The sequence below is a fragment of the Planococcus sp. RAB007_Raresut genome (assembly GCF_057369535.1).
The window spans coordinates 115,166-137,856 of the sequence record NZ_JBXYIF010000004.1 but is presented as its reverse complement, the minus strand read 5'-3'; the positions used below and the strand labels follow the sequence as shown (position 1 = coordinate 137,856).

8 protein-coding genes are annotated in these 22,691 nt (G+C 46.0%); 4 read left to right on the top strand and 4 right to left on the bottom strand.

Annotated features, from left to right (window positions below; genetic code table 11):
- The first annotated feature begins 288 nt into the window (after positions 1–288).
- On the top strand, positions 289–3,822 hold the full coding sequence (locus AC2Q9J_RS09510; protein ID WP_499039326.1) for a DUF8508 domain-containing protein: 3,534 nt from the start codon (positions 289–291) through the stop codon (positions 3,820–3,822).
- A 349-nt stretch (positions 3,823–4,171) separates the two neighbouring features.
- Here AC2Q9J_RS09510 and AC2Q9J_RS09505 read toward each other — a convergent pair whose 3' ends face one another.
- Positions 4,172–6,052 carry an LTA synthase family protein gene (locus AC2Q9J_RS09505; protein ID WP_499039324.1) on the bottom strand — a complete coding sequence of 627 codons (1,881 nt, stop codon included), beginning with the start codon at positions 6,050–6,052 and terminating at the stop codon, positions 4,172–4,174.
- 1,302 nt (positions 6,053–7,354) lie between these two features.
- On the opposite strand from AC2Q9J_RS09505, the gene AC2Q9J_RS09500 reads away from it, so the two are divergent.
- The 3 genes from AC2Q9J_RS09500 to AC2Q9J_RS09490 all read left to right on the top strand — a co-directional run bounded on the left by AC2Q9J_RS09500 (position 7,355) and on the right by AC2Q9J_RS09490 (position 14,774).
- Positions 7,355–11,632: a S8 family serine peptidase gene (locus AC2Q9J_RS09500; protein WP_499039322.1), complete on the top strand. Its 4,278-nt coding sequence runs from the start codon at positions 7,355–7,357 to the stop codon at positions 11,630–11,632.
- Between the two features lie 650 nt (positions 11,633–12,282).
- The gene (locus AC2Q9J_RS09495; RefSeq protein ID WP_499039320.1) at positions 12,283–13,632 is read left to right on the top strand and encodes a S1C family serine protease; all 1,350 of its coding nucleotides are present in this window, start codon (positions 12,283–12,285) and stop codon (positions 13,630–13,632) included.
- A 122-nt stretch (positions 13,633–13,754) separates the two neighbouring features.
- Positions 13,755–14,774: an acyltransferase gene (locus tag AC2Q9J_RS09490; protein ID WP_499039319.1), complete on the top strand. Its 1,020-nt coding sequence runs from the start codon at positions 13,755–13,757 to the stop codon at positions 14,772–14,774.
- Positions 14,775–16,062: 1,288 nt separating this feature from the next.
- Here the strand turns inward: AC2Q9J_RS09490 and AC2Q9J_RS09485 are convergent.
- From AC2Q9J_RS09485 to AC2Q9J_RS09475, 3 genes are all read right to left on the bottom strand, one after another.
- Positions 16,063–17,973 (bottom strand): FAD-dependent oxidoreductase, encoded by a 1,911-nt coding sequence (locus AC2Q9J_RS09485; RefSeq protein WP_499039318.1) that lies wholly within the window; start codon positions 17,971–17,973, stop codon positions 16,063–16,065.
- A gap of 222 nt (positions 17,974–18,195) precedes the next feature.
- Complete coding sequence (locus tag AC2Q9J_RS09480; RefSeq protein WP_499039316.1) at positions 18,196–18,921, bottom strand: C40 family peptidase; 726 nt, start codon at positions 18,919–18,921, stop codon at positions 18,196–18,198.
- A gap of 835 nt (positions 18,922–19,756) precedes the next feature.
- Positions 19,757–22,420 (bottom strand): CDP-glycerol glycerophosphotransferase family protein, encoded by a 2,664-nt coding sequence (locus AC2Q9J_RS09475; protein ID WP_499039314.1) that lies wholly within the window; start codon positions 22,418–22,420, stop codon positions 19,757–19,759.
- Positions 22,421–22,691 lie beyond the last annotated feature (271 nt).

Below are 22,691 nucleotides of genomic sequence, written 5' to 3'. Positions count from 1 at the left end.
GGAAGCGCCCGTTAAGCTCTGTGCTCCTGCATCGCTGCGCTAGCTTCGTCGCAAAGCCTTGACCTCGCAGGCGTCGGTCAAGACTTGGCCGCTGGAGTCTGGACATAGCTTCGATCTTCCAAAGCCATTAAAAATGTTAAAATTTTTGTACTTTCTTATCTAGTTAGAAAAGCAGCCTCTTCCACAAGGAGGGGCTGCCTTTTACTGGCTTTACAGCATTTTATTACTTTTTTGTTATTTATTAGTTAAATGTTTTTATCTGTCCCAACTATTGAGGAGTGAAATTCATTGACGAAAAGTTCTTTTGGTAAATTATTCTTGAGTTTTCTATTAGTTATTTCTGCGGTTCTGCCATATGCAGCGACGCAGGCAAATGCTGAAGCAGCACCGATTACGGTTGCTGAAGCGATTGCGACTAACAGCGGTGATGCAACGGTTAACGGGTATATTGTAGGGACTGTCGTCAGCGGCGGGAATTATGATCAGGAAGCGCCGTTTACAAGCGCTACGAATATGGCATTAGCGGATTCACCGGATGAAACAGATCCGGCAAAAATTCTTACTGTACAATTGCCATCTGGTGCGACTCGCGCAGCATTGAATTTGGTGGATAACCCAACAAATTTCAAAGCAGAAATTAACATTACAGGAACTTTGAAAGCATATTTTGGCGTTCCTGGTATTACATCTCCAACCGCTTTCACAATCCTCTCTGAAGGCGAAGCTCCACCTGAAGCGACTGTTGTCGATTCAGTATTGGAAGCACGCGCTGCAGTTGGTGAATTGATCCAAGTGGAAGCAACAGTTACGACAGGCACAGGATTCTGGGGCGGGAAAGCTTTCTACGTCCAGGATGACACTGCCGGAATCTACGTCTACACAAGCAACGCTGACGTAGCGCCTGGCGACATCGTTCGTCTGACAGGTTCGATTTCCGAGTATAGCGGCGAATTGCAATTGCAGCCGAATACGATTGACATCGTTTCTTCAGGAAACGAATTGCCGGCTGTTCAATCAATCACTCCTGCAGGTGTCGATGTGGACACGCAAGGTGAATTGATCGAGATGAACAAAGTTACAATTTCTAACTTGAATGCTGTAAACGATTACGGAACTTTCGAGTTTACTGCAACTGATGCAGACGGCAACGCTGTAGTTGTCCGCAACGACAACCGCAACGGCTTGACGTTCGACCGTTTCACACAGCAGTTTAAAGATGGCGACCTGATCAACGTTACAGGGATCGCTTCGAAATACAACGACAGCTTCCAGGTAAAAACATTGGGTCTTGAAAGCTTTGACCTTGTGAATAAACCTGCAGTTTATGTAGACATTTTCCCGGGCATCGTATCTGAAGGCACTGAAATTACCCTTCAGTCTGGCTGGGAATCTGCAAAAATCTATTACACAGTTGACGGCAGCACGCCGACAGCTTTAAGCACAGAATACACTGCACCAATCACGCTTTCTGAAGATACAACGATTAAAGCAATCGCTGTAGGAAGCGATACATCTGAAGTGTTTTCATTCGAATATACGGTATTGAAAACAGCTGACTTGAGAATCCGCGACATCCAAGGTGATGGCCATTATTCGGATTATGAAGATGTAGTTGTCAACGAAATCGTAGGTGTGGTTACACATATTTACAACTCTGCTAACTTTGTCATTCAGGATGTTGAAGCGGATAACGATTTGACGACTTCTGATGCATTGATGGTCAACATGGCTTCAAACAATGTGGCTGTAGGTGACTTGGTCACTGTTGCAGGTACTGTTGAAGAGCATTTCCAGGAAGGCTATTCGGATATGCGCGACAACGATATGCCGATCACACGCATCCGCGCTACTGACGTAGCAAAAGATGGAACAGCTGACCTTCCGGAACCGATCGTAATCGGTGAAGATGTTACGCCGCCATCTGAAATTATCGACAACGACGGTTTGACTTCATTTGACCCTGCTGAAGATGGAATCGATTTCTGGGAATCCCTTGAATTGATGTATCTGGCAGTGCCGAATGCACAAATTGTTGGACCGCAGAAATACGGCGAAGTGGTTGTAGTCGCTGAAAATTCTCCAAACACTGAATTCCATAAGCAAGGCGGAATTTTGATCTCTGAAAATGATTACAATCCAGAACGCATCACTGTTGATTTTGACAATGAAAGCTTCGTTGCAAAAGCTGGCGATTCTTTCGACGGCCAAATCACTGGCGTTATGGGCTACGGATTCGGCAACTACAAACTATGGACTGAAGAAGAAAACCTTCCGACGTTTGTAACAGGCGATACTGCTCCAGAAACAACGTGGATCACTGCTGACGAAGAAAAATTGACAGTAGCTACGTATAATATGGAGAACTTCTCTGCAGACCCTGGCCATACATCGGACGAAAAAGCAGCTCGCATCGGCGAATCATTTGTTGAAAACTTGAACTCTCCTGATGTTGTTGCATTGGTTGAAGTTCAGGACAACGACGGACCGAAGGCTTCAGGCGACAGCGACGCATCACAGAGCTATGAGCGTCTGATTGCGGCTATCGAAGCTGCAGGCGGACCAACTTACGCTTGGACTGATATTGCTCCTGAATACAATAAAGACGGCGGACAGCCGGACGGTAACATCCGCGTCGGTTTCCTTTATAACCCTGAGCGCGTAACATTTGCTGAAGGTGAAAAAGGCGCATTTGATGAAGATAACTCATGGGTGGACGGCGAATTGGCATTGAACCCAGGACGCATCGATCCAAAAAATCAACCAGGCACGCGTAAACCGCTTGCCGCTCAATTTGATTTCCAAGGCGAGAAAGTCGTTGTCATCGCAGCTCACTTAAACTCTAAAGGCGGCGACCAGCCTTTATTCGGACAGAACCAGCCTCCATTCCTTGGATCTGAACAAGAACGAATCGGTCTTGCGACGATGATCAATGACTTTATCGTAGAAGGCCAAAAACAGGATCCGGATCTGAATGTAGTCGTAACAGGCGACATGAACGACTTCGAATTCACACCGGCTCTTGCCGCATTGAAAGGCGATATTCTAACGAATAAAGTCGAAGATGTGCCGCTTGATGACCGTTTCTCTTATTACTACCAAGGCAACTCGCAAGTTCTTGACCATGCGCTAGTTACTAATAATATCGCAGCTCAGACAGAAATCGATATGGTCCACATCAACTCAATGTTCATGGAAGAGCACGGACGTGCATCTGACCACGACCCAGTGTTGATCCAAATCGATTTCACACCAGAACCACCGGTTAAAGAAATGCCGTTCACGGATATTAAAGTGACGGACTGGTCATACGTTTACATCAAAGATCTTTTCGACAGAGGGATTGTAAACGGTACGACGGAAACGACGTATTCACCGCAAAGCAGCCTGACGCGCTACCAGGCAGTAACAATCTTGACGCGTATCCTTGAAATGGACACTGCAAACGCACCGAAATCTCCATTCAAGGATATTTCAAGACTTCACCAGGACCGTCAAAACGAGATCAATGCCGCTTACGCTGCTGGATTGATCACAGGTAAAACAGCAACTGAATTCAAGCCGAACGAGTACATCTCACGTGCCCATTTCGCGTTGTTGCTTGACCGCGTTTACACGAAAATCAACGGTGATTACAGAATTGCCAAATTGGCTCCATACAGCGACATCAAAAACCTGACGAACGATGAAAAACTAGCAATCACATTGCTGCACGACAAGAAAATCGTTGAAGGATACAACGGGAAATTTAACCCATTCCGTTCAACATCACGTGAAGAAGCAGCGAAGATGTTCTCACTGTTCTTACCGTACACATCAAACTAATGATGTAAGCTAAATGATAAGCGAGGCTCCCTGGAAATGGGGGCCTCGCTTTTTTGTGTAGTTGAGGAAGAAATGTAGGAAAACGATATTCCGCAAAACAGCTGCGCGTTCCTGGGGGCTTGCGCTGAGCTAACTCGGACTCGTTTCCCTTCGCCCGAGTGGATCTCAGCACTTCGCTCGAAACCCAGTTGGAAAGCCAACTGGGTTTCTAATCCCCTGGGAGTCTTCGCTGTTTTGCTCCATATCTAAAATACTTTAAGTCTCATCTTTGGGTTGATTTGAAAACTATAACGTAACGTCAAAGAAAAACCCGCTTCCAGCCAAACGAGGCGGGGAGCGGGTTTCGAAATTAATCTCTGACAGGCAGCGTCTTCATGTACGCATCCGATAAGTATTCGAGATGCAGCACGCGGTCATAATCTTCGCGGTATTGTTCGAAATCAGGAATGATTTCTTCGGTTTCGAGATCATACGCAGTGCCGTCTTCAAAGCCTTTCTCCGGGATGAAGAGGATTTCTTCATTCCAGAAAGAACCGACCGGCAGATAATAACGTGCGCCGAGAAGCGTTTCCTGATGGTTCAACACATCCTGGCCGAAAATGACCATATCATCGAGTGTTAGGCCAAGCAGGTTAGCGATAGTCGGCATCATGTCGAGCTGGCCAATCTGCTGGTCGAAAGTTTCGCCTTCATCGGTGATGCCCGGTGCGTGAAGGATGAACGGAATCTTCAACCGGTCGATCGTCTTGTATTCATTGCCGAGCAATTCGGTTACGAGATCCACATCACGCTGTTCGATAGCGCTTTGCTGGAGGCCGAAATGGTCGCCGTAGATGGCGATGACTGAGTTCTCATAAATGCCTTCTTCTTTCAGTCGTTCAATAAAATCATTGATGACGCGGTCCATATAATTGATGGAAACCAAATACTCGCCGGTCAATGAGCCTTCGAAGCGTTCCGGCAGGTCATATTGCTGATGCTCTTCCGGCAGATGGAACGGGTGATGGCTCGTGAGTCCAACCAATTGCGTGTAAAACGGTTTGTTCTTCATATGGGATTCACGGAGAACCGGCAGCGCCTTGTTAAACATCACTTCATCGGATGGACCGATGCCAATTATATCTTCATTGCCGAAAAACTCACCGTAATAATATTTCTCGATGCCAAGCGCCGGATACAGTTCGTTGCGGTTCCAAAAACTGATATCGTCGGCATGGAATGTCGAAGTCGTGTAGCCTTCACCTTTCAGCAGGCGCGGCAGACTCGGGAACGAACGATCGGCGAAAGTCTGGGACGTCGGATTGAACGCCGTTGGGTAAAGGGATGTATTGACGATGAATTCGGCATCAGATGTATTACCCGGGCCGGTCTGTTGTGCAGTGTTCGGGAAATAGAAACTGCCGTCTACTAGCTTGTTGAGGTTCGGCGTCACTTCTTTGCCGTCCAGTTCAAGTCCGACCGGGAAGCTCTGCATCGATTCAACTTGAATCACGATCAAGTTGCGGCCTTCAGCAGCGCCGAAAAATTTACGCTCTTCCGGCGGGATGTATTCCAAGCCTTTCAAGTTGCGCACTTCTTCAATCAACTCGGCAGAATTCTCGACCGAAATATCCGTTTCGATCGCCGCTTGCCCCTCGGGCCCCAGATAAATTTCCAGCGCCTCGTAATTCAAAATGCCTTTTTCCTCTGCAGCCAAAACATTGTTCGAAATGGCTTCATCTTTATGCGCCTGGAAATTAAAGACTGAAACGATAACCGCCAATAAAAGAAGCGGGAGCACGACAAACTTCTTGTTCAAGGAATAATTGCGGATCGGATATTTGCGGATCAGCAATAAAATGATCAGCACGACAATCTCTGCAAAGAACAGGAAATAAATCGGCTTGATCAACGCGCTGACACTTTCGTTAATTGTCCCGACCTGTCCCAATTGGAACAGCGCAAAATAAGTAACGATGCGGCCAAAGAACGCGTGATACATAACGACAGCCAAAAATAGCGTCGAAAATATCAGGTTGAGCAATAAAAAAGCACCAGGTTTCCATTTGCCGGCAATCAGCTCAATCAAAGCAGTGAAGACAAGAATATAACTCAACTCGAGCACGAGTGCCCGAGTGATATCCGCCTCGCCGAACAGCAAGTAGCGGAGGAAGATGATCTTTAATATCAGTATGGCCGTGACAATAAATAAATGGCTCGTCAAAAATTTTACAATATGCTCTTTTTTCATCATTACCCACCTATGAATATCTATATTTTTATCTATTTATATTCTTCTGTAAATAATATGTAAAGTCAAGGTAAAGATGAAGTAAAGGGGAAGGAGATTGTGGTATTTCCCGGGAAATATTTTGTAGATTTAGGAAGAGGATTTTAAGGAAGTAAAGTTGATTTTTATAGCAAGAGAAGGAATGATTGAGCAGACTGCTTTCTACATAAATACACTTTTCTTATGGATGAGGGCCGAGGCTAATAGTAATTCGTAAGATAAGAATCACAAACCGTAAGATACAACTCGAAAAACGTAAGATAGAAATGTGTAATTATAAGTTATAGGACCAAAACCATAAGATAGAACTTCACCTATGAGAGTAAAGCTACTATTAGAATGGATCGGGCGGCAACGGCCGCCCACTGAGCAGTCCGCTGGCGGACTGCTTTCAATTCCCATGCACTTTTCTTTTGATAAGAGTCGGACGAAATATGAATTCGTAAGATAAGAATCGCAAACCGTAAGATACAACTCGAAAAACGTAAACTGAAAACACTAAATCATAAGATAACCGCCAAAACCATAAGATAGAACTTCACCCATACGAGTAAACCCACTATTAGAATGGATCGGGCGGCAATGGCCGCCCCTGGGCAGTCCGCGGGCGGACTGCTTTCCATTCCCCTGTACTTTTCTTACGAAAACCCCCACATCTAAAATCAACACGTTAAGTAATACTCGCTATATGACACCAACTTACCGCTATACGACAACAAAAACATTCTATACGACACCAATTCCCTTTTATACGTCAACAAACCTTCATTTAAGAGAGCCACCCTAGATTTTGAACTGCGTCACTCAAATCTTATTTTATTAATGAACTTTCTAAGATATGGAGCAAAACAGCTGAGACTCCCAGGCGACCAAGTGAAGTGCTGAGATCCACTCGGGCGAAGTGGAACGAGCACGAGTTAGCTCAGCGCGAGCAGCCAGGAAAGCGAAGCTGTTTTGCGGAATATCGATTATAAAGATTGGTAGTGCAATTTATATAGATGCTTTTCACAAGCAAAGTGTGTGAAATCTTGCCCAATGTACAAATGATCTTCCAATTATCACCCGCCCTCCTAAATTTCGTGCAACTTCCAATAATCCACCATCCCCTAACACTCCCTAAACCCAATATCACAATAAATACGCCAAATATTCAAAAAAATATTAAGAATACGTTTGCAATACTGAAAATTTATGGTAAATTTAATAGTGTTATGCAATTAGGAATAATTGCACAATTACCAACCAATAAAAGGGGGAAAAACATTGAAGAAGTTTAAAACAGCGTTAGTTACGATGTTAGTCGTAATGATGACGCTCAGCTCTGCTGTCTTCGGTTTGACCGGCGTATCCGCGGCGACGACCAAGTCCGTATCGGACCTTCCGACTTTGAACGCTGAAAAACCAGCTGTCAAAGTACCGGAAAAATTCGTGAACCCGGAAGATCCATCCAAAACAGTCCGTGTGATTGTGGAACTTGAAAAAGCTCCAACAATTGAAACGGCGACTCAAAAAGGAGTTCTTTACAAAGACCTTCCTGAGTCAGAAAAAGCAAGTCTCGAAGCGGCTGTAGAATCTGATCAGGTGACTGTTCAGTCGGCTGTGAAAATGGCTGCGCCAAGCGTTACATATCTTGAAAACTTCACGACTGTTTTCAACGGTTTCTCTGCTAATGTAGCAGCTGGACAAGTTGAAAAAATCGCGAATACTGCAGGCGTTAAGAAAGTATACGAAGCGACTGAATACACACGTCCTTCTGTACAGCCTGAAATGAAATACTCTAAAGAATTGGTTCAAGCTCAACAAGCTTGGGGCGATTTCGGCTACAAAGGTGAAGGAATGGTTGTCGGCGTTATCGACACTGGTATCGATCCTTCCCACAAAGACATGGTTTTGACTGATGACTCTACTGGAGACATCACGAAAGACGAAGTGCAGGCTTTGCTTGCTGACGGTTCTATTGAACACGGTGAATACTTCACTGCAAAAGTTCCATTCGGTTGGAACTACATGGACAATAACAACCAGATCCTTGACCTTGGACCAGATGCTTCTATGCACGGTATGCACGTTGCCGGTACAGTAGGCGCTAATGGTGACGAGGATGCTGAAAACCCTGGCCTTAAAGGTGTGGCTCCTGAAACACAATTATTGGCTTTGAAAGTTTTCGGCAACGACCCGAACTTCGCTTCAACTTACGGCGATATCTACGTTAAAGCAATTGATGATTCCATCAAACTTGGCGCAGATGTCATCAATATGTCTCTGGGATCCACTGCTGGGTATGTTGATTCAACTAACCCTGAGCAAATGGCAGTTGAACGTTCAACTGAAAACGGAATCCTTGTAGCAATCTCTGCTGGTAACTCTGATATGTTCGGATCTGGTACTTGGTATCCGTACGCAGAGAACCAGGATTACGGTTTGACTGGTTCACCAAGTGTATCTGAAGATTCATTCGGTGTAGCATCATTCGAAAACACGATCGTTACTGGCTACGGCTTTAATTACCATGTAAATGGTGAAGAAGCTGGACAAGTAATGTACCTTCTTGCAAATGACGCTGATCCGATCGAATTGCCGAACGCTTCTTATGAAGTAGAGTTCGCTGGCTTCGGTAACCCGGCTGATTTTGAAGGAAAAGATTTCACTGGTAAATTCGCTCTTATTTCACGCGGCGAAATTGCTTTCGTTGAAAAAGGCTTGAATGCACAAGCGGCTGGCGCTGCTGGTGTTATCGTATACAACAACACAACTGGCACGATCAACATGGCTTCTGACGCAGCTATCAAAATTCCATACATGTCTACATTGCAGGCTGATGGACTGGCGATGAAAGCGGAAATCGATGCAGGAAACACAGTTACTGTATCGTTCGAAGGCGATAACGTTGAAACACCAAACCCGAACTCGGGTCTTATGAGTGACTTCACTTCATGGGGTCCAACTCCGAACCTTGATTTCAAACCTGAAATCACTGCTCCGGGCGGAAACATCTTCTCTACATTGAATAACGATGAGTACGGCCTGATGAGCGGAACGTCTATGGCGGCTCCACACGTAGCCGGCGGTACTGCACTAGTTTACCAACGAGTTGACGCAGAATTCGGATTGTCAGGCGCTGACCGCGTTCAATTCGCGAAAAACTTGATGATGAACACAGCTAACCCTGTTGAACTTGAAGAAGGTCAATTCGTATCTCCACGCCGTCAAGGTGCTGGTCTGATGCAATTGCACGATGCACTTTCAACGGATGTAATGGTAACGAATAAAGCGACTGGCGAAGCGAAAGTTGCTTTGAAAGAAATCGCGAACGATCAATACACATTCACTTTGACAGCAGAGAACTTCTCTGATGAAGCAGCTGAATACGTGGTTGACGTAGCAGTACAAGTTGATACTCCAGTTAACGCTGGCGATTACTTCGTAACTATTCCAAATGAGTACGGTTCACTTGTAATCACGGAAGATGCTTCAATTGCAGCTCCGGAAACTGTAACAGTTCCTGCTAACGGTTCTGTTGAAATCCCGGTAACTGTTGATATCTCTGATGTCAGCGCTGAACTTGACGCATACTTCAAAAACGGATTCTTCGTTGACGGCTTTGTCACTTTGACTGACGTAAATGAAGAAATCACTGGCAATACTTCTCTAGTAGTTCCTTACTTCGGCTTCAACGGCGAGTGGGACGATGCAAGAATCTTTGACTACTTTGCATGGGACGAAGTTATGACTTATTACGGTATGACTCTTCTTACTGATGGCGATGGCAACATCCTTAACGGCGGAACACATCTTGATGGATTTGACCCAGAGAAATTCGCATTCTCACCAAACGGTGACGGATCGGTTGACTCGGTACTTCCTGTTTATTCATTAATCCGTAACGCTAAGGAATTCGAAGTGAATATCCTGAACGAAGCGGGCACAGTAATCCGCACGATCCGTACAGCTGAAAACCTGGTTAAGCATTATGATGGTACAGCTTCGTACACGTACAACCCAGATTTCGCTTGGGACGGTAAAGCCCGGGGTAAAGTGGTTGCAGACGGCGACTATCAAATCCAGCTTCGCGCTGTAATTGATTACCCGGATGCTGAATGGCAGTCAATCGAATTCCCGATTACAGTGGATACGGTTGCTCCTGAAGCAGATGCAACTTACAATGCTGCTACGAAAACTGTAGAAGTTTCATCATTCACTGACAACACTGGCGCAGACCGCTGGGAAGTTTACTTGAATGGCGAAGAAATCACTGAAGATGCAACAACAGATGCTGATGAGTCATTGGCCCCATCAACAACTCAATTTGCAGTAACTGCAGATGTTAAGAAAACGGATGAATTGACTGCTGTATTCTACGATGTAGCAGGCAACTCTACAGAAGTTGAATTGCGCGTTACAGCTGAAGAATCAACACATCCTGTAATCTTCATCGAAACACCTGAAGTTATGGAATACCTTGATTCGAATGAAGTAACGGTTGCTGGTACAGTAGAAGACGATTCAAACGTTGTCGCTGTAACAGTTAACGGTGAAGAAGTTGACACATTTGATGGCGTGAACTTCGAACACACAATCACTTTGGAAGATGGCGTTCACGCGATCAAAGTCAAAGCGGTTGACGAGTTCGACAACGAAATGGAAATCCAACGTCAGATTCTGGTTGATACAACTGCTCCAACTGTAGAAGTTGTAGAAGCTCCTGAATCTGTAGATCTTGAAACAGAAGAAGCGGAAGTAACAGTAAACGTACAAGATAACTTCGACGAAATCGCAGTTTATGTTGACGGTTCTGAAGTATTCCGTAAAACAATCACTGAGCCATACGGTATGTATGCGTTCGACGAAGACATCACATTCAATGTACCTGTTCTTGACGAAGGACAAAACGACTACGTAGTAAAAGTAGTTGATGTAGCTGGAAACGAAGCAGAAGTTGAATTCTCGATCGTCAAAGAAGATGTAGAAGAAGTGGAAGTTGTAACATTTGCTGATATCCAAGGACACTGGGCTCAAGAACAAATTGAAGCTCTTGCAACACTTGGAATCATCCAAGGTAAAACAGCTGACTTGTTCGCACCTGAAGCTGACCTTACTCGTGCTGAGTATGCAACGCTTCTAGTTCGTACACTTGACCTTCCGGTTGAGGACTTCGAAGGAACATTCAAAGATGTATCAGCTAAGCACTGGGCTGCACAATACATCGAAGCAGCTGCACGCGCTGGAATCGTACTTGGTAACCCGGATGGCACGTTCAAACCGAACGCTGACATCTCACGCCAGGACACTGCGGTTATGGTAATCCGCGCAGTTGACTATGAAGATGCTTCACTTCTTGAAGGTCTTGATCTGTCGCACAAATATGCAGATCAAAACAAAGTTTCAAATTACGCTAAAGAAGCAGTTTCACAAGCTTATGCACTTGGCTTGATGACAGGACGCAACAAAAACGTCTTTGCTCCGAAAGATGACATCAAACGTGGAGAGACTGCGGTAGTCGTTTACCGTGCTCTTGAGTTGATGTACGGGGAACTGGAATAGAATAAAGAATGAAAGCCGGGAGCGGATGCTCTCGGCTTTTTTCGTTTGTGGTAATAAAATCGATATTACGCAAAACAGCTCAAAATATTTTCTATAATAATTTCGCTCTAGCCGGAAGCTTTCCGCGGGGAGCGGCCTGAGCCTCCTCATCCGCTGCGCTCCTTGCGGGGTCTCAGGACACGCTCTAGATCCCGCAGGAGTCACCGGCTGTCGCTACATTTTAGTATGTTATAAATAGAAGGTATGCTGTTTTTCATAAAGAAATAATGTTTCTTAAATTACAGAAAGCAATCAGAGATATGGAGCAAAACAGCTGAGACTCCCAGGCGACTAAGTGAAGTGCTGAGATCCACTCGGGCGAAGTGGAACGAGCACGAGTTAGCTCAGCGCAAGCAGCCAAGTGCGGCCAAAGTATTTCGGCCAGCGCTTTGCGACGAAGCTAGCGTAGCGATACAGGAGCATGGTTTTGAAAGCGAAGCTGTTTTGCGTAATATCGGTTATAGCATCTCTAAAATATCTGTCAAAGGTAAGAATGGTAATATTTCTGCAATCTTAATGAAACTATACATAGGGTTCATCCGTCTATATAATGAGCAGTGATGCAATGAATCAAAAAAAGTGAGCTGATTTTATTGAACAGACGAGTAGATATGAGAAATAATAATACACCCAAGAAAAAGAACTGGCTGATTACGTTAGTCACTATCCTATTTTTGGCGGCAGTCGGAGCGGGCGTCTATTTGATGATCGCCAGTCCGGAAGAGCAATCGACCAAGGAATCACTGGAAAAAACCTCGTTCTCAGAGCGTGAATACCAGGGTGGAGGCGGCGTCAGTGTCGCGATAGAAGAAGAAGAGCCGGAGACGGTTGAACCGGGCACAGTCACGGACCGGACGGAACAAAATGACTCTTCAGAAGAAGAAGCCACGGATACAGAAGAAAGCAGCGACGCGATTAAAAACGAGACAGTGGAAGAAGTAAGCCAGCCGGATGACAGTATGGTAGTTGTTCCGGAGCCGGATCTTTCCTCGATGATCGCCAACGCAAAAACATATGTCTACACGCTATATACCGATCTCGATCAGGGATCCGGGTTTTTATTTAACAATAAAGGCGATATCCTTACCAACGCGCATGTCGTTAAAGACTCACAATACGTAACAGTTAAAAACAGCAACGGCCAGGAATTCAATGGCCAGGTCATCGGCTTTTCCAGAACAACGGACATCGCGTTGATCCGTGTGCCGGAGATTGCCGGCAAAGCGCCGATGGAAATGGAAACGCAGGAGGTGCCAGCGGGCACGAAAGTGTTTGCACTCGGCAGTCCGGAAAACATCAACAATACATCGACAGAAGGCGAAATCACGGCAACGGGGATGGACTTCTTCGATGGCTATAAATACGATGATTTATATGAAATGACTGCGAAGATCAAACAAGGATCAAGCGGCGGGCCGTTAATTTCAGCGGAATCCGGCAGAATCCTCGGCATCAACTCAATCGTTTTGACTGACAATCCGGACATCGGCTACTCGATTCCGATTTACACAGTCAACGACCAGTTGCAGGAATGGGCGGCAAATCCACTTCCGGCCGAAAGCGATGCGTGGCAGCCGGAAGTTCCGGATGCAAGCTTTGAAGAAGAAGCGCTCCGCGGATTCATCTCGGATTTCTATGAACTGGTTCCATATTCACTCAACGACGACGAAGTCACGTTCTACCAATTCTTCCTGCTGTCAGGCAGCCAGGGTGAAATGGCCGGCAACGAAATGGTCGAAGGCTTGAAAGGCGAGCAGCGCGTATTCCAGGCTGTGGAGCCGGTCATCACAAATGTCGAAATCGGTGACAACGAAGCCCACATCACGGCAAACGCGACGTTCACATTCCACGACCAGGAAGACGATAAACTTGTCTCCATCAGCCACGCGGTCATCTACACCATCGTCATTGACCGTTTCGGCGATTACCAGATCTCAGCGATCACCAACCAGGAACAATAACCAAAAGCGCCGGGGCACGATGCCGCCGGCGCTTTTCTTTTTGCGGAGTTTCACGCTTCATTGCTGAGGGAATATTGCAATAAAATCGAATAAAAATATTTATATCTTAAAAGGAGTCCACTATGGCAAAGCGATACGATTATATGGACTGGCTGCGGGTGCTGGCGATTTTCACAGTAGTCGGCGTCCATGTTGTTTCAAAGATCATCAATACCGGCCACACCGGCGAATGGGAATGGCAATTCGCCAACTGGATCGATTCGGCGCTGCGCTGGTGTGTGCCAGTATTCTTCATGCTGAGCGGCGCGCTGCTGCTCAACTTGAAAAGGGAAGACCCGATCGGCGAATTCCTGAAGAGGCGGCTGACCAAAGTCATCATTCCGCTGCTTTTCTGGAGCGGCGTCTACATCGCCTATAAAGTGTTTGAACAGGGCGAATCGTTTACGCCGTGGGAGATGGTCGTGCTGTTTCTGACAGACGACGTCTATTACCATTTATGGTTCATGTACGTCATCATCGGCCTCTACATCATGGCGCCATTCTTGAAGATTCTCGTCAAGAACATGGACCAGAAAGCGTATCTCTACTTTCTCGGCATCTGGTTCTTTTTCGCAGGTCTCCTGCCATTCGTGCAGAAGATGTACGGCTTCGAACCGGCACTTGTCGCCGGCCTGTTCCAGCCCTATATCGGCTACTTCTTATTAGGCGCCTATCTCGTGCGTTACCCGTTGCCTAAGAAGGCCCTATGGCCGCTGCTTGGCTTGTCCGTCATCTCTTATCTCGCGACCGTCTACGGCACGCATAACCTGACCGTCCAAAAAGGCGAACTCGACGAATTCTATTACGAGCATTACCGCCCGACGCAAATGGTGATTTCCGTCTTCATCTTTACCTTATTCCAGCAGCTCGGGCCGCGCATTAAACCAAATCCGCTCATCACGCAGCTGAGTCTCGCCACACTGGGCATCTACGTGATCCATCCATTGGTGCAGTTTTACCTCAATAAATTCTTCGGCATCAATGAAACGATGGTGAACGCCTTAGTAGGCGTGCCAGTCGTGTGGGTGCTGATATTCACAATTTCATTTCTAATTGTCTGGGCGCTGAAGAAAGTGCCGGGCGCGAAGCATATCATTCCTTAGGGGTGATGTGCTTTTTTTTTGCGGGTGGGGGAGGAGTAAGTGTGGGTTAGTGAGGTAAGAATTGCAAAACGTAAGATACAACACGAAAAACATAAGATAGAAACACTTAATCATAAGATAAACGTCCAAAATCATAAGATAGAACTTCACCCATGAGAGTCAACCCACTATTAGAATGGATCCGGGCGGCGCTCGCCGCCCACTGGGCAGTCCGCTGGCGGACTGCTTTCCATTAGGAATGCACTTTTCTTATGTTGAGAGGTGGAAGAAGTGTGCGTTCGTAAGATAAGAATGGAAAACCATAAGATACAACTCAAAAAACGTAAGATAGAAATGCAAAATCATAAGATAGCCGACCAAAATCATAAGATAGGACTTCACCCATGCGAGTCAACCCACTATTAGAATGGATTGGGCGGCAACCGCCGCCCACTGGGCAGTCCGCCAGCGGACTGCTTTCCATTCAAGTGTACTTTTCTTTTGGTGAGAGCCGGAGGAGAGTTGCGTTCGTAAGATAAGAATCGCAAACCGTAAGATAAAACTCGAAAAACGTAAGATAGAAACACGGAAACATAAGATAGCCATCCAAAATCATAAGATAGAACTTCACCCATGAGAACAAACCCACTATTACCAAAGATCGGGCGGCAACCGCCGCCCGCTGGGCAGTCCGCGGGCGGACTGCTTTCCATTCGAACGCACTTTTCTTTCGATGAAACCCCATTAAAAATCGAAGTGTTAAGTAAAATCCGCTATACGACAACAAACACATTCTATACGTCAGCATCTCACCGCTATACGACAACAAAATCAATCTATACGTAACCAACTCCCATCTATACGACAACTTGCTGCTGCATCCCTCTGTAATCAACAATTCCACAACAAAAGCAATCCATAAAAAAAGAGCGACGCAGAATTCAAACTGCATCATTCAACATATTATTTATTAATGCACTCTCTAAGATATGGAGCAAAATAGCGAAGACTCCCAGGGGATTAGAACTGGAGTTGGAAAGCCAACTCCAGTTCGAGCGAAGTGCTGAGATCCACTCGGGCGAAGGGAAGCGAGCACGAGTTAGCTCAGTGCAAGCCCCCAGGAAAGCGAAGCTGTTTTGCGCAATATCGGTTTTCGTTTTTTCTTTCTAAACAAAAGACCAGTGCAGAGAATATCTCTGCACTGGCTCTATACTTAATCACTTAATCACTTAATCACTTAATCACTTAATCACTTAATCACTTAATCACTTAATCACTTAATCACTCGATCACTCGATCACTTAAAACTTTACTCCAGCTCTTCATTCAAACTAACTAACACACTATACAACAAATAATAACCTTCAGCCCGCGTCAATTCGCGCTCGCTGTCTACACGAGAGTGGATGGTTTCGTCCATCAAGCCAAGCTCGAAAGCTTGATCCCAAGGACTGCCACTAACTTCTTCATCACTGAACGCCTCCACTAAATAAGTACCAGCAGCTTCACGCGTCAGCATTTCGTCAGGAGACGTCACGCCTGCAGTGATTTCAGCCAGCTTATCGCCGTATTGTTCATTCAGCCGGTCGTCGGTGTGAACCAAGCCGGTGCCCAAAGTTTTCAGGAAGCCAAGAGCTCCTTGTGGCTCGTCGACTTGCAGGTCGTTGTCATAGCCGCCGAATGCCAGGCCGTAGTCCATCAAATACTGGACCGCGCCGTCGAACCATTCGCCTTCGTATGGATATTCAATATCGAAGTGTTCCACTTTCGCGCCTTGGTCGGCAAGCGTCGTGCGCAATTGTTCAATCGCGTATTCGCTCTTCGACAATTCACGGAAGTTCATATCCGCTTCGATGGACTGAGCGGCAGCAGCGCCGCCAGCTTCAGCAGCGGCCATGCCCGTAGGAATGATGCGCGCGCTGCCGGCAGCAAGCGATGAGTAACCCGCTGAGCGGCTGACAACCAGTATATTGTCGATTTCTAGCGGTACCAGCGAGCGGAAAGGAACCGCGTACTGGACCGGACTTGATAATACATAACCGTAATCATTTACAGAAGTTGCCTGCACATCAACCGGGTAGCCGCCGAAGCCGATGCTGTCCCAGTGATCCGCGTTTGTCCAGATATCGGACATCTGCAGGATGTATTCCGCCTTCATGTGGCGGGTTTCACGAATATACATTTCGTCAGGGAAACTTGCGATTTCCGCATTTTCAAAGCCAGGGAAGTTCTCGCGGAGCCATTTCACGATATGCTCCGTTTCGCGGATGCCTCGTTCCAGGCCTTCCGCTTTTGATGCTTCATCCAAGCCGTCAACGCCGAAAATCTGCAATGCGTTGATGTAATACTGATCTTCATCGCCCGGCACACGTACCAGGTTCAAACCGCGCAGGCGCGTATTTTCTTCAACCGCCGGATACGTCGTATGCAAGTCGCCGAAGCCCCATGCCACGATCGGCGTCACTTCGCCGTAGCCGAAGACTTCTTCATCAGCGGCTTTTTTAACGCCGTCCCAATCAAGTCCTGTCAAATGGATCATCGGCGTCACCGACATCAAACGATCTTTCAAGTTGATGTCTTCACCGCCAACATTGAAGGGAACACCCGCTTCAGCTGCAAAATCAGCATCCTGTGTCGCGTCAATAAAACGTTTGCCGTTTACAATGAAATCGCCGTTTTTATTTTCAAGTTCAGCACCAGTAACCGTCCCGTTCTCGACAATCGCCGAAGTAAAATCGGTTTCAAGCGCCAATGTGATATTTTCTTCATCTTCAACGAGCTTCAGGAACGCCGCCTTTGCCAGTTCGATATCAAACGAACTGCCGCCGCCAACAATCTGATGCCATTCCTTGAAGATCCCGGTAACTGCACTGTCACCGCCGATGCCTTGCACCATGTCAATGAAGTTCAGCATGCCGTATGTCATCAAGCCGCCAAGACCTTCGCGGTGCTCAATCAGCAACACAGAAGAACCGTTGCGCGCAGCTGAAACCGCCGCCGCAACACCTTCCGGCTCACCGCCGATTACCACTACATCATATTCTTCTTCGAGCTCTGGAATCTCTTCCGCAGGCTGATACTGGTCAACCAATGTCTTCTGCTCAGTTGTCGGACCGGCCGCACTCTGGCCGCCGCCGTTATCTTTAAAATAATAATAAGCCGTCGTGATGCCTATCCCCAGCACGAATGCCAGAAACGCCACAATAATAGTCTTCTTCAACGTAAAATTCCTCCTATGTATAACTAAAAATTTCTATATTTGATAAAGCCTTACTAAGAAATAAGTATACTATGATTCCCAGTTCTTTTGTAAAAAAACTCCTAAAGTTAATAAATCCTTAATATGTAAAGCCCGTCCATAAAGGCCACCGCAATATTTTACCAAAAATAAAAAGACACCCAATTGTATGGGTGCCTCACCTTGCTCTTATGTTTTATTGACTTATCGTCTGAAGCTGTGGAATTTCGGGCCCCAGTAAGAATCGCTCAAGCTTCTGACTTCCGCTTTCGCGCCGCCGGAGTGTACGAACTGGTTGTTGCCGATGTAGATGCCGACGTGCGAGATCCCTGGACGGTAAGTGTTGGCGAAGAATACTAGGTCGCCGACTTTAGGTGTCGAAACTTTATCCGTTTCAGCAAATTGCGTCAACGTTGTGCGTGTAAGGTTCTTGCCGTTTTTCTTGAAGACATATTGTGTGAATCCGCTGCAGTCAAAGCCGGCCGTTGTCGTTCCGCCGAATTTGTAAGGGATGCCGCGTAGTGACATAGCAGTCGCAACGATGCCAGAACTTGAAGCAGGAGCTGTAGCCGCTGATACTTTAGAAGTTGATGCTGACATCAATGTGCTCAAGATCCAGCCCGTTTTGCCGTTAACATTCACTTTGTACCAAACTTGGTTGCCATATTTCTTCTGGTGAGTGGCAGTTACTTTCGTGCCTTTTTTAGCTGTAAGAATGCGTTTATTATGGACACCCGCGTCTAAGCGGACATTTGAATTATATTTAAGAACGAAAGTTCCGGATTTAGCAGTCGCTTTAGAAGCCGATACTTGTTGAACTTGTTCTGCTGATGGAGCGAAAGTTGGTGTTGAAGTTTGTGCGCTTGCTGCTGAAATTGTTCCAGAAAAGATCATCGTGCTCGCGAATAAAGTAAAGATAAGTTTTCTCATTATTATTCCCCAATCATATGTTTGATGTCCGTGTCTGGTTGCTGATAAGGTTTAATATCGATTTATAGTTGATGTTAGTTTTTTGATCTGTTCTTATCATAAGGAGTGGGGAGGGGTAAAACAAGGTCAGTTCTATTGCAATAACATTACATTTATATTTCACGATAATTTGCAATTTACTTTGAATAAAGAGCGGCTCTTACTACCGCCTGAGACTAGCATCCATAGCCGCATTACCATTAACCCAGGAAGTTATACAAAGGATTTAATGTCTCAGATTAAAACAAATATTACTATTACACGAAAATACCGAAAAAATACATGGATAGCTTCAGGGGAGGATTGGGTAGTTTTATATTAAGAAAAAAGACCCTCGTGTGAGGGTCTTGATATAACTTAATAAAAATGTTGATGATGGATAAACGATATTTCGCAAAACAGCTTCGCTTTCCTGGGGGCTTGCACTGAGCTAACTCGGACTCGGTGCCCTTCGTCCGAGTGGATCTCAGCACTTCGCTCGAATCGGAGTTGGTTGCCCAACTCCGATTCTAATCCCCTGGGAGTCTTCGCTGTTTTGCTTCATATCTGAAATGTCTATTCTTAAAGCTCGTTAATATATAGAAGTAGATACAATTTTACTGAACAGAAAAAATGAAGTGCCAGATGGCGACTCCTGCGGGATCCAGAGCGTGTCCTGAGACCCCGCAAGGAGCGAAGCGGATGAGGAGGCTCAGGCCGCTCCCCGCGGAAAGCGTCCATCTGAAACGTAATGATTATAGAAGTTAAACGTTATTTAACAAGAAAAGAGCCCTCTCACGAGGGCCCTTTAAAATCTTTAACTCAACTCACCATCAACCACAACTTGCTTACCTTCCAGCAATCCCTGGACACTTTCATAAATCCGTCGGCAATTGTCCTGGTCCTGATACTTGATGATGCCAGATATATCGATATCGAAATTCGCAAAGTCATGCAGGATCCGGTCCTCGATGATGCTCACTAATTCTTCTTCGTGGCTGGCAATCCCACCGATGAACGTCTCATCAATCGGACGCAGGATGCCGCGGCGGAAGAAACGGTCCACATCGAAATGGTAGAACACAACCGGCTTATTGAGAAGGGTGAAGTCGAAACTCACGCTGCTGTAATCTGTTATCAGCAGCGCATGGCGGATCAGCAGACGCTGAACCGTCACGGAACCCAGCGGGATGAACTTGATGCGCTCATGCATATCGGCTATTCCGTGCTGGAAATAATTCTGCGCCCGATAATGTGGATAGAAATACAAATTGATATTGTGCTCATCCAGTAAGCCCAATAACTTCTCGTTCTGGATAAGGTTCGTGTATGCAAGATAGTACTCACTGGCCAAGAACGCTTCGTCCGTATTGATCCAGTCGCGCCATGTCGGCATCAGCAGGATATCTCGCGGCTCTTTATTCTGCACAAGGCGGTCAAAACGAGCTAACCCTGTAACAGCGACTTCCTCTTCAGCATAACCCATTTCTTCCATAACAACGGCTTCTTTTTCTGGCTCTGAACTGACGATGAACAGATCAAACGGCAACTCGTAATTGCGCTTGTGGTACTCGACATTCTTGCGTCCGAGCACACCATGCTGCAGGAAGATTTTCTTCGTGTTCTCGTAACCGAAGAAACCGCGCGCCGGTTTGTACGGCAAGATATTTTCGATGTCATGTGTACACAGCAGCACACCCGCACGGAATGCCACTTCGAAATGCTCTGGTGAACCAAATACCAAGACATTTTTCAGATGCTGGATCGGTTCATAGTCGAGGCTGTCTTCTTCAATCACATAATAGGCTTCGATATCCGTATTCTCGCGAAGCCACTGGAATAGCACGATGCCGTTATCCTGCGCGGTGTTGCTGCGCTCGCCGACCAGCCAGACATTCGGATCCTTCACATCGACATCCGCAGGAATCCGGATATCCGCCGGCACTGTGAACGTTTCAATCTTCAAATTATCAAAAGGGGTTGTCGTGATCATGAAATGATGTTCGTTTTGCTCTTCATCACGCAGCACCTTATGGCTATAGTAATTGTCTTTTCGGTAGTCAGCTTTCAAATACTTGATCTTTTCCTTGCGAATCACTTCACCATTGGCATTTTCGACTACTACGAAGAAGTCGAAAATCGTTTTGTCTTTACTTTTCAGCCCGATTAAATTCCACTCATTCAGATCGATTGTAAATTTGTCCTGGATCGGCACTTGGCGGGATTCCAGGGACAACCGGTCTTCGAGCAGGATGTAGGTGGTGGAATCGATGAATTCCTCCGTCGAGCCGATAAAGCCATTCAGGCGGAAACCGTCAATATCGTTGACTGCTCTGCGCAGTTTCGGCAGGGAGATCTTCACGCCGAGGGAATTGTCTTTCCGTTTGTAGAAACGCAATTTCGTTTGCTGCGAGTTGGTGATCACTTTGAAGCGCACAGCGGTCTGGCTCAATTGCTGTGTATCGAGCATAAACTGCGCCACTTTCGGTTTGTCGTTTTGCTGCAGGATAAAGAAGCGCTTCGCGAATAAAGACTCATGCAGATCTTCCAATGGAATAACGGCTTGCAGGGAACCATCTATTTTCTCCAAAGGATAGGTCGCGTTTCTGCCGCTTTTTGGTGTATCCATAAACAATGCATAATGTGCTTCATCAATAAGATCTGCCGCTGTAAGCGTCACGGCAATCCGGAAATAGCGGTCCTCGTAATTCTCGATGAGGATACGTTCAGGTCGTACGAAGTTTGGATGCACTTCCAGATAGAAAGCTTTTCCGCGGCGCACCGGCCAAATTTCATTGCGCAGCGTCGTGAACGACTCGACATCCTTGGCTTCAGCGCACAGGGGATGGAGCATTCCGTCCATTTCCACGAAGAGCCGCCAAATTCCACGGGTCAATTCAAGAAAATCCTCGATGACCAACAGCCCCGGAGCTTCATCATAAACCGCATTCAAAATTTTAAACTGCCGGTTTTTAAAAGCGTACAGTTTCACTTCTGCACCGTTCTCCAGAACAGCATCTTTCCACGAAAGACATAGTTTATCATAAGCCGAATCCGATACGGCGACTGGAATGTCGCTGCCCGTGAAACGGAACTCGGAGAACCTGTTGCTGATCGTCAGCGTCTTTTTAACACGCGTCGTCAAATAACGCTCATTCACCAATAGACTCTCGTTAAAATCGCCTTCTTTATAAGAAACGTGTTCCGTCAGCCAAACCGCCTGTTTATTGATGAAAATCTTCACTTTGGCACCAGTCTCGATCCAGTCCAAATAGCCCAATGGAATAAAAACCTTAAGTGTGTCCCGTTTGGTCAATTCAAAATCAACCGGCAGGTGCTCGTCGTTATTCCAAAACTCTGCGTGGACTTTGCGGATAAACAGAAAATTGGTCAATCGAAACTCGAACACCAAGTGCGTGTCCGTCAAATAATGCTTTTCAGCCTCGACTCGTTTTATTAGATAATTTCTCAACCTTCTCAACGTTCTGGATCCTATCACAAATACCTCTCCCTATAACCATATTACTCAGTCTCAAATTCATATAACTTACTATAAACCAAAAGCGGTCAAATCAAAAAGATTTCCATTAAATAAAATGGAAAAACTCAGTATTGGCGCGTTTCCAATTAATCACCAAACAAGTTGGTATCAATAAGTGAGCGTTAAATCAAAAATCTATTCGGATTATATGCTAAAAAGACTAGTCAAATAGACTATAAGACGTTATACTTAATTCAAGATATAGAAAAAG

Coding starts and splice junctions, on each gene's coding strand:
- AC2Q9J_RS09505 (WP_499039324.1), bottom strand. CDS start 6,052: ATGAAAAAAGAGCATATTGTAAAATTTTTGACGAGCCATTTATTTATT.
- AC2Q9J_RS09495 (WP_499039320.1), top strand. CDS start 12,283: ATGAGAAATAATAATACACCCAAGAAAAAGAACTGGCTGATTACGTTA.
- AC2Q9J_RS09490 (WP_499039319.1), top strand. CDS start 13,755: ATGGCAAAGCGATACGATTATATGGACTGGCTGCGGGTGCTGGCGATT.
- AC2Q9J_RS09480 (WP_499039316.1), bottom strand. CDS start 18,921: ATGAGAAAACTTATCTTTACTTTATTCGCGAGCACGATGATCTTTTCT.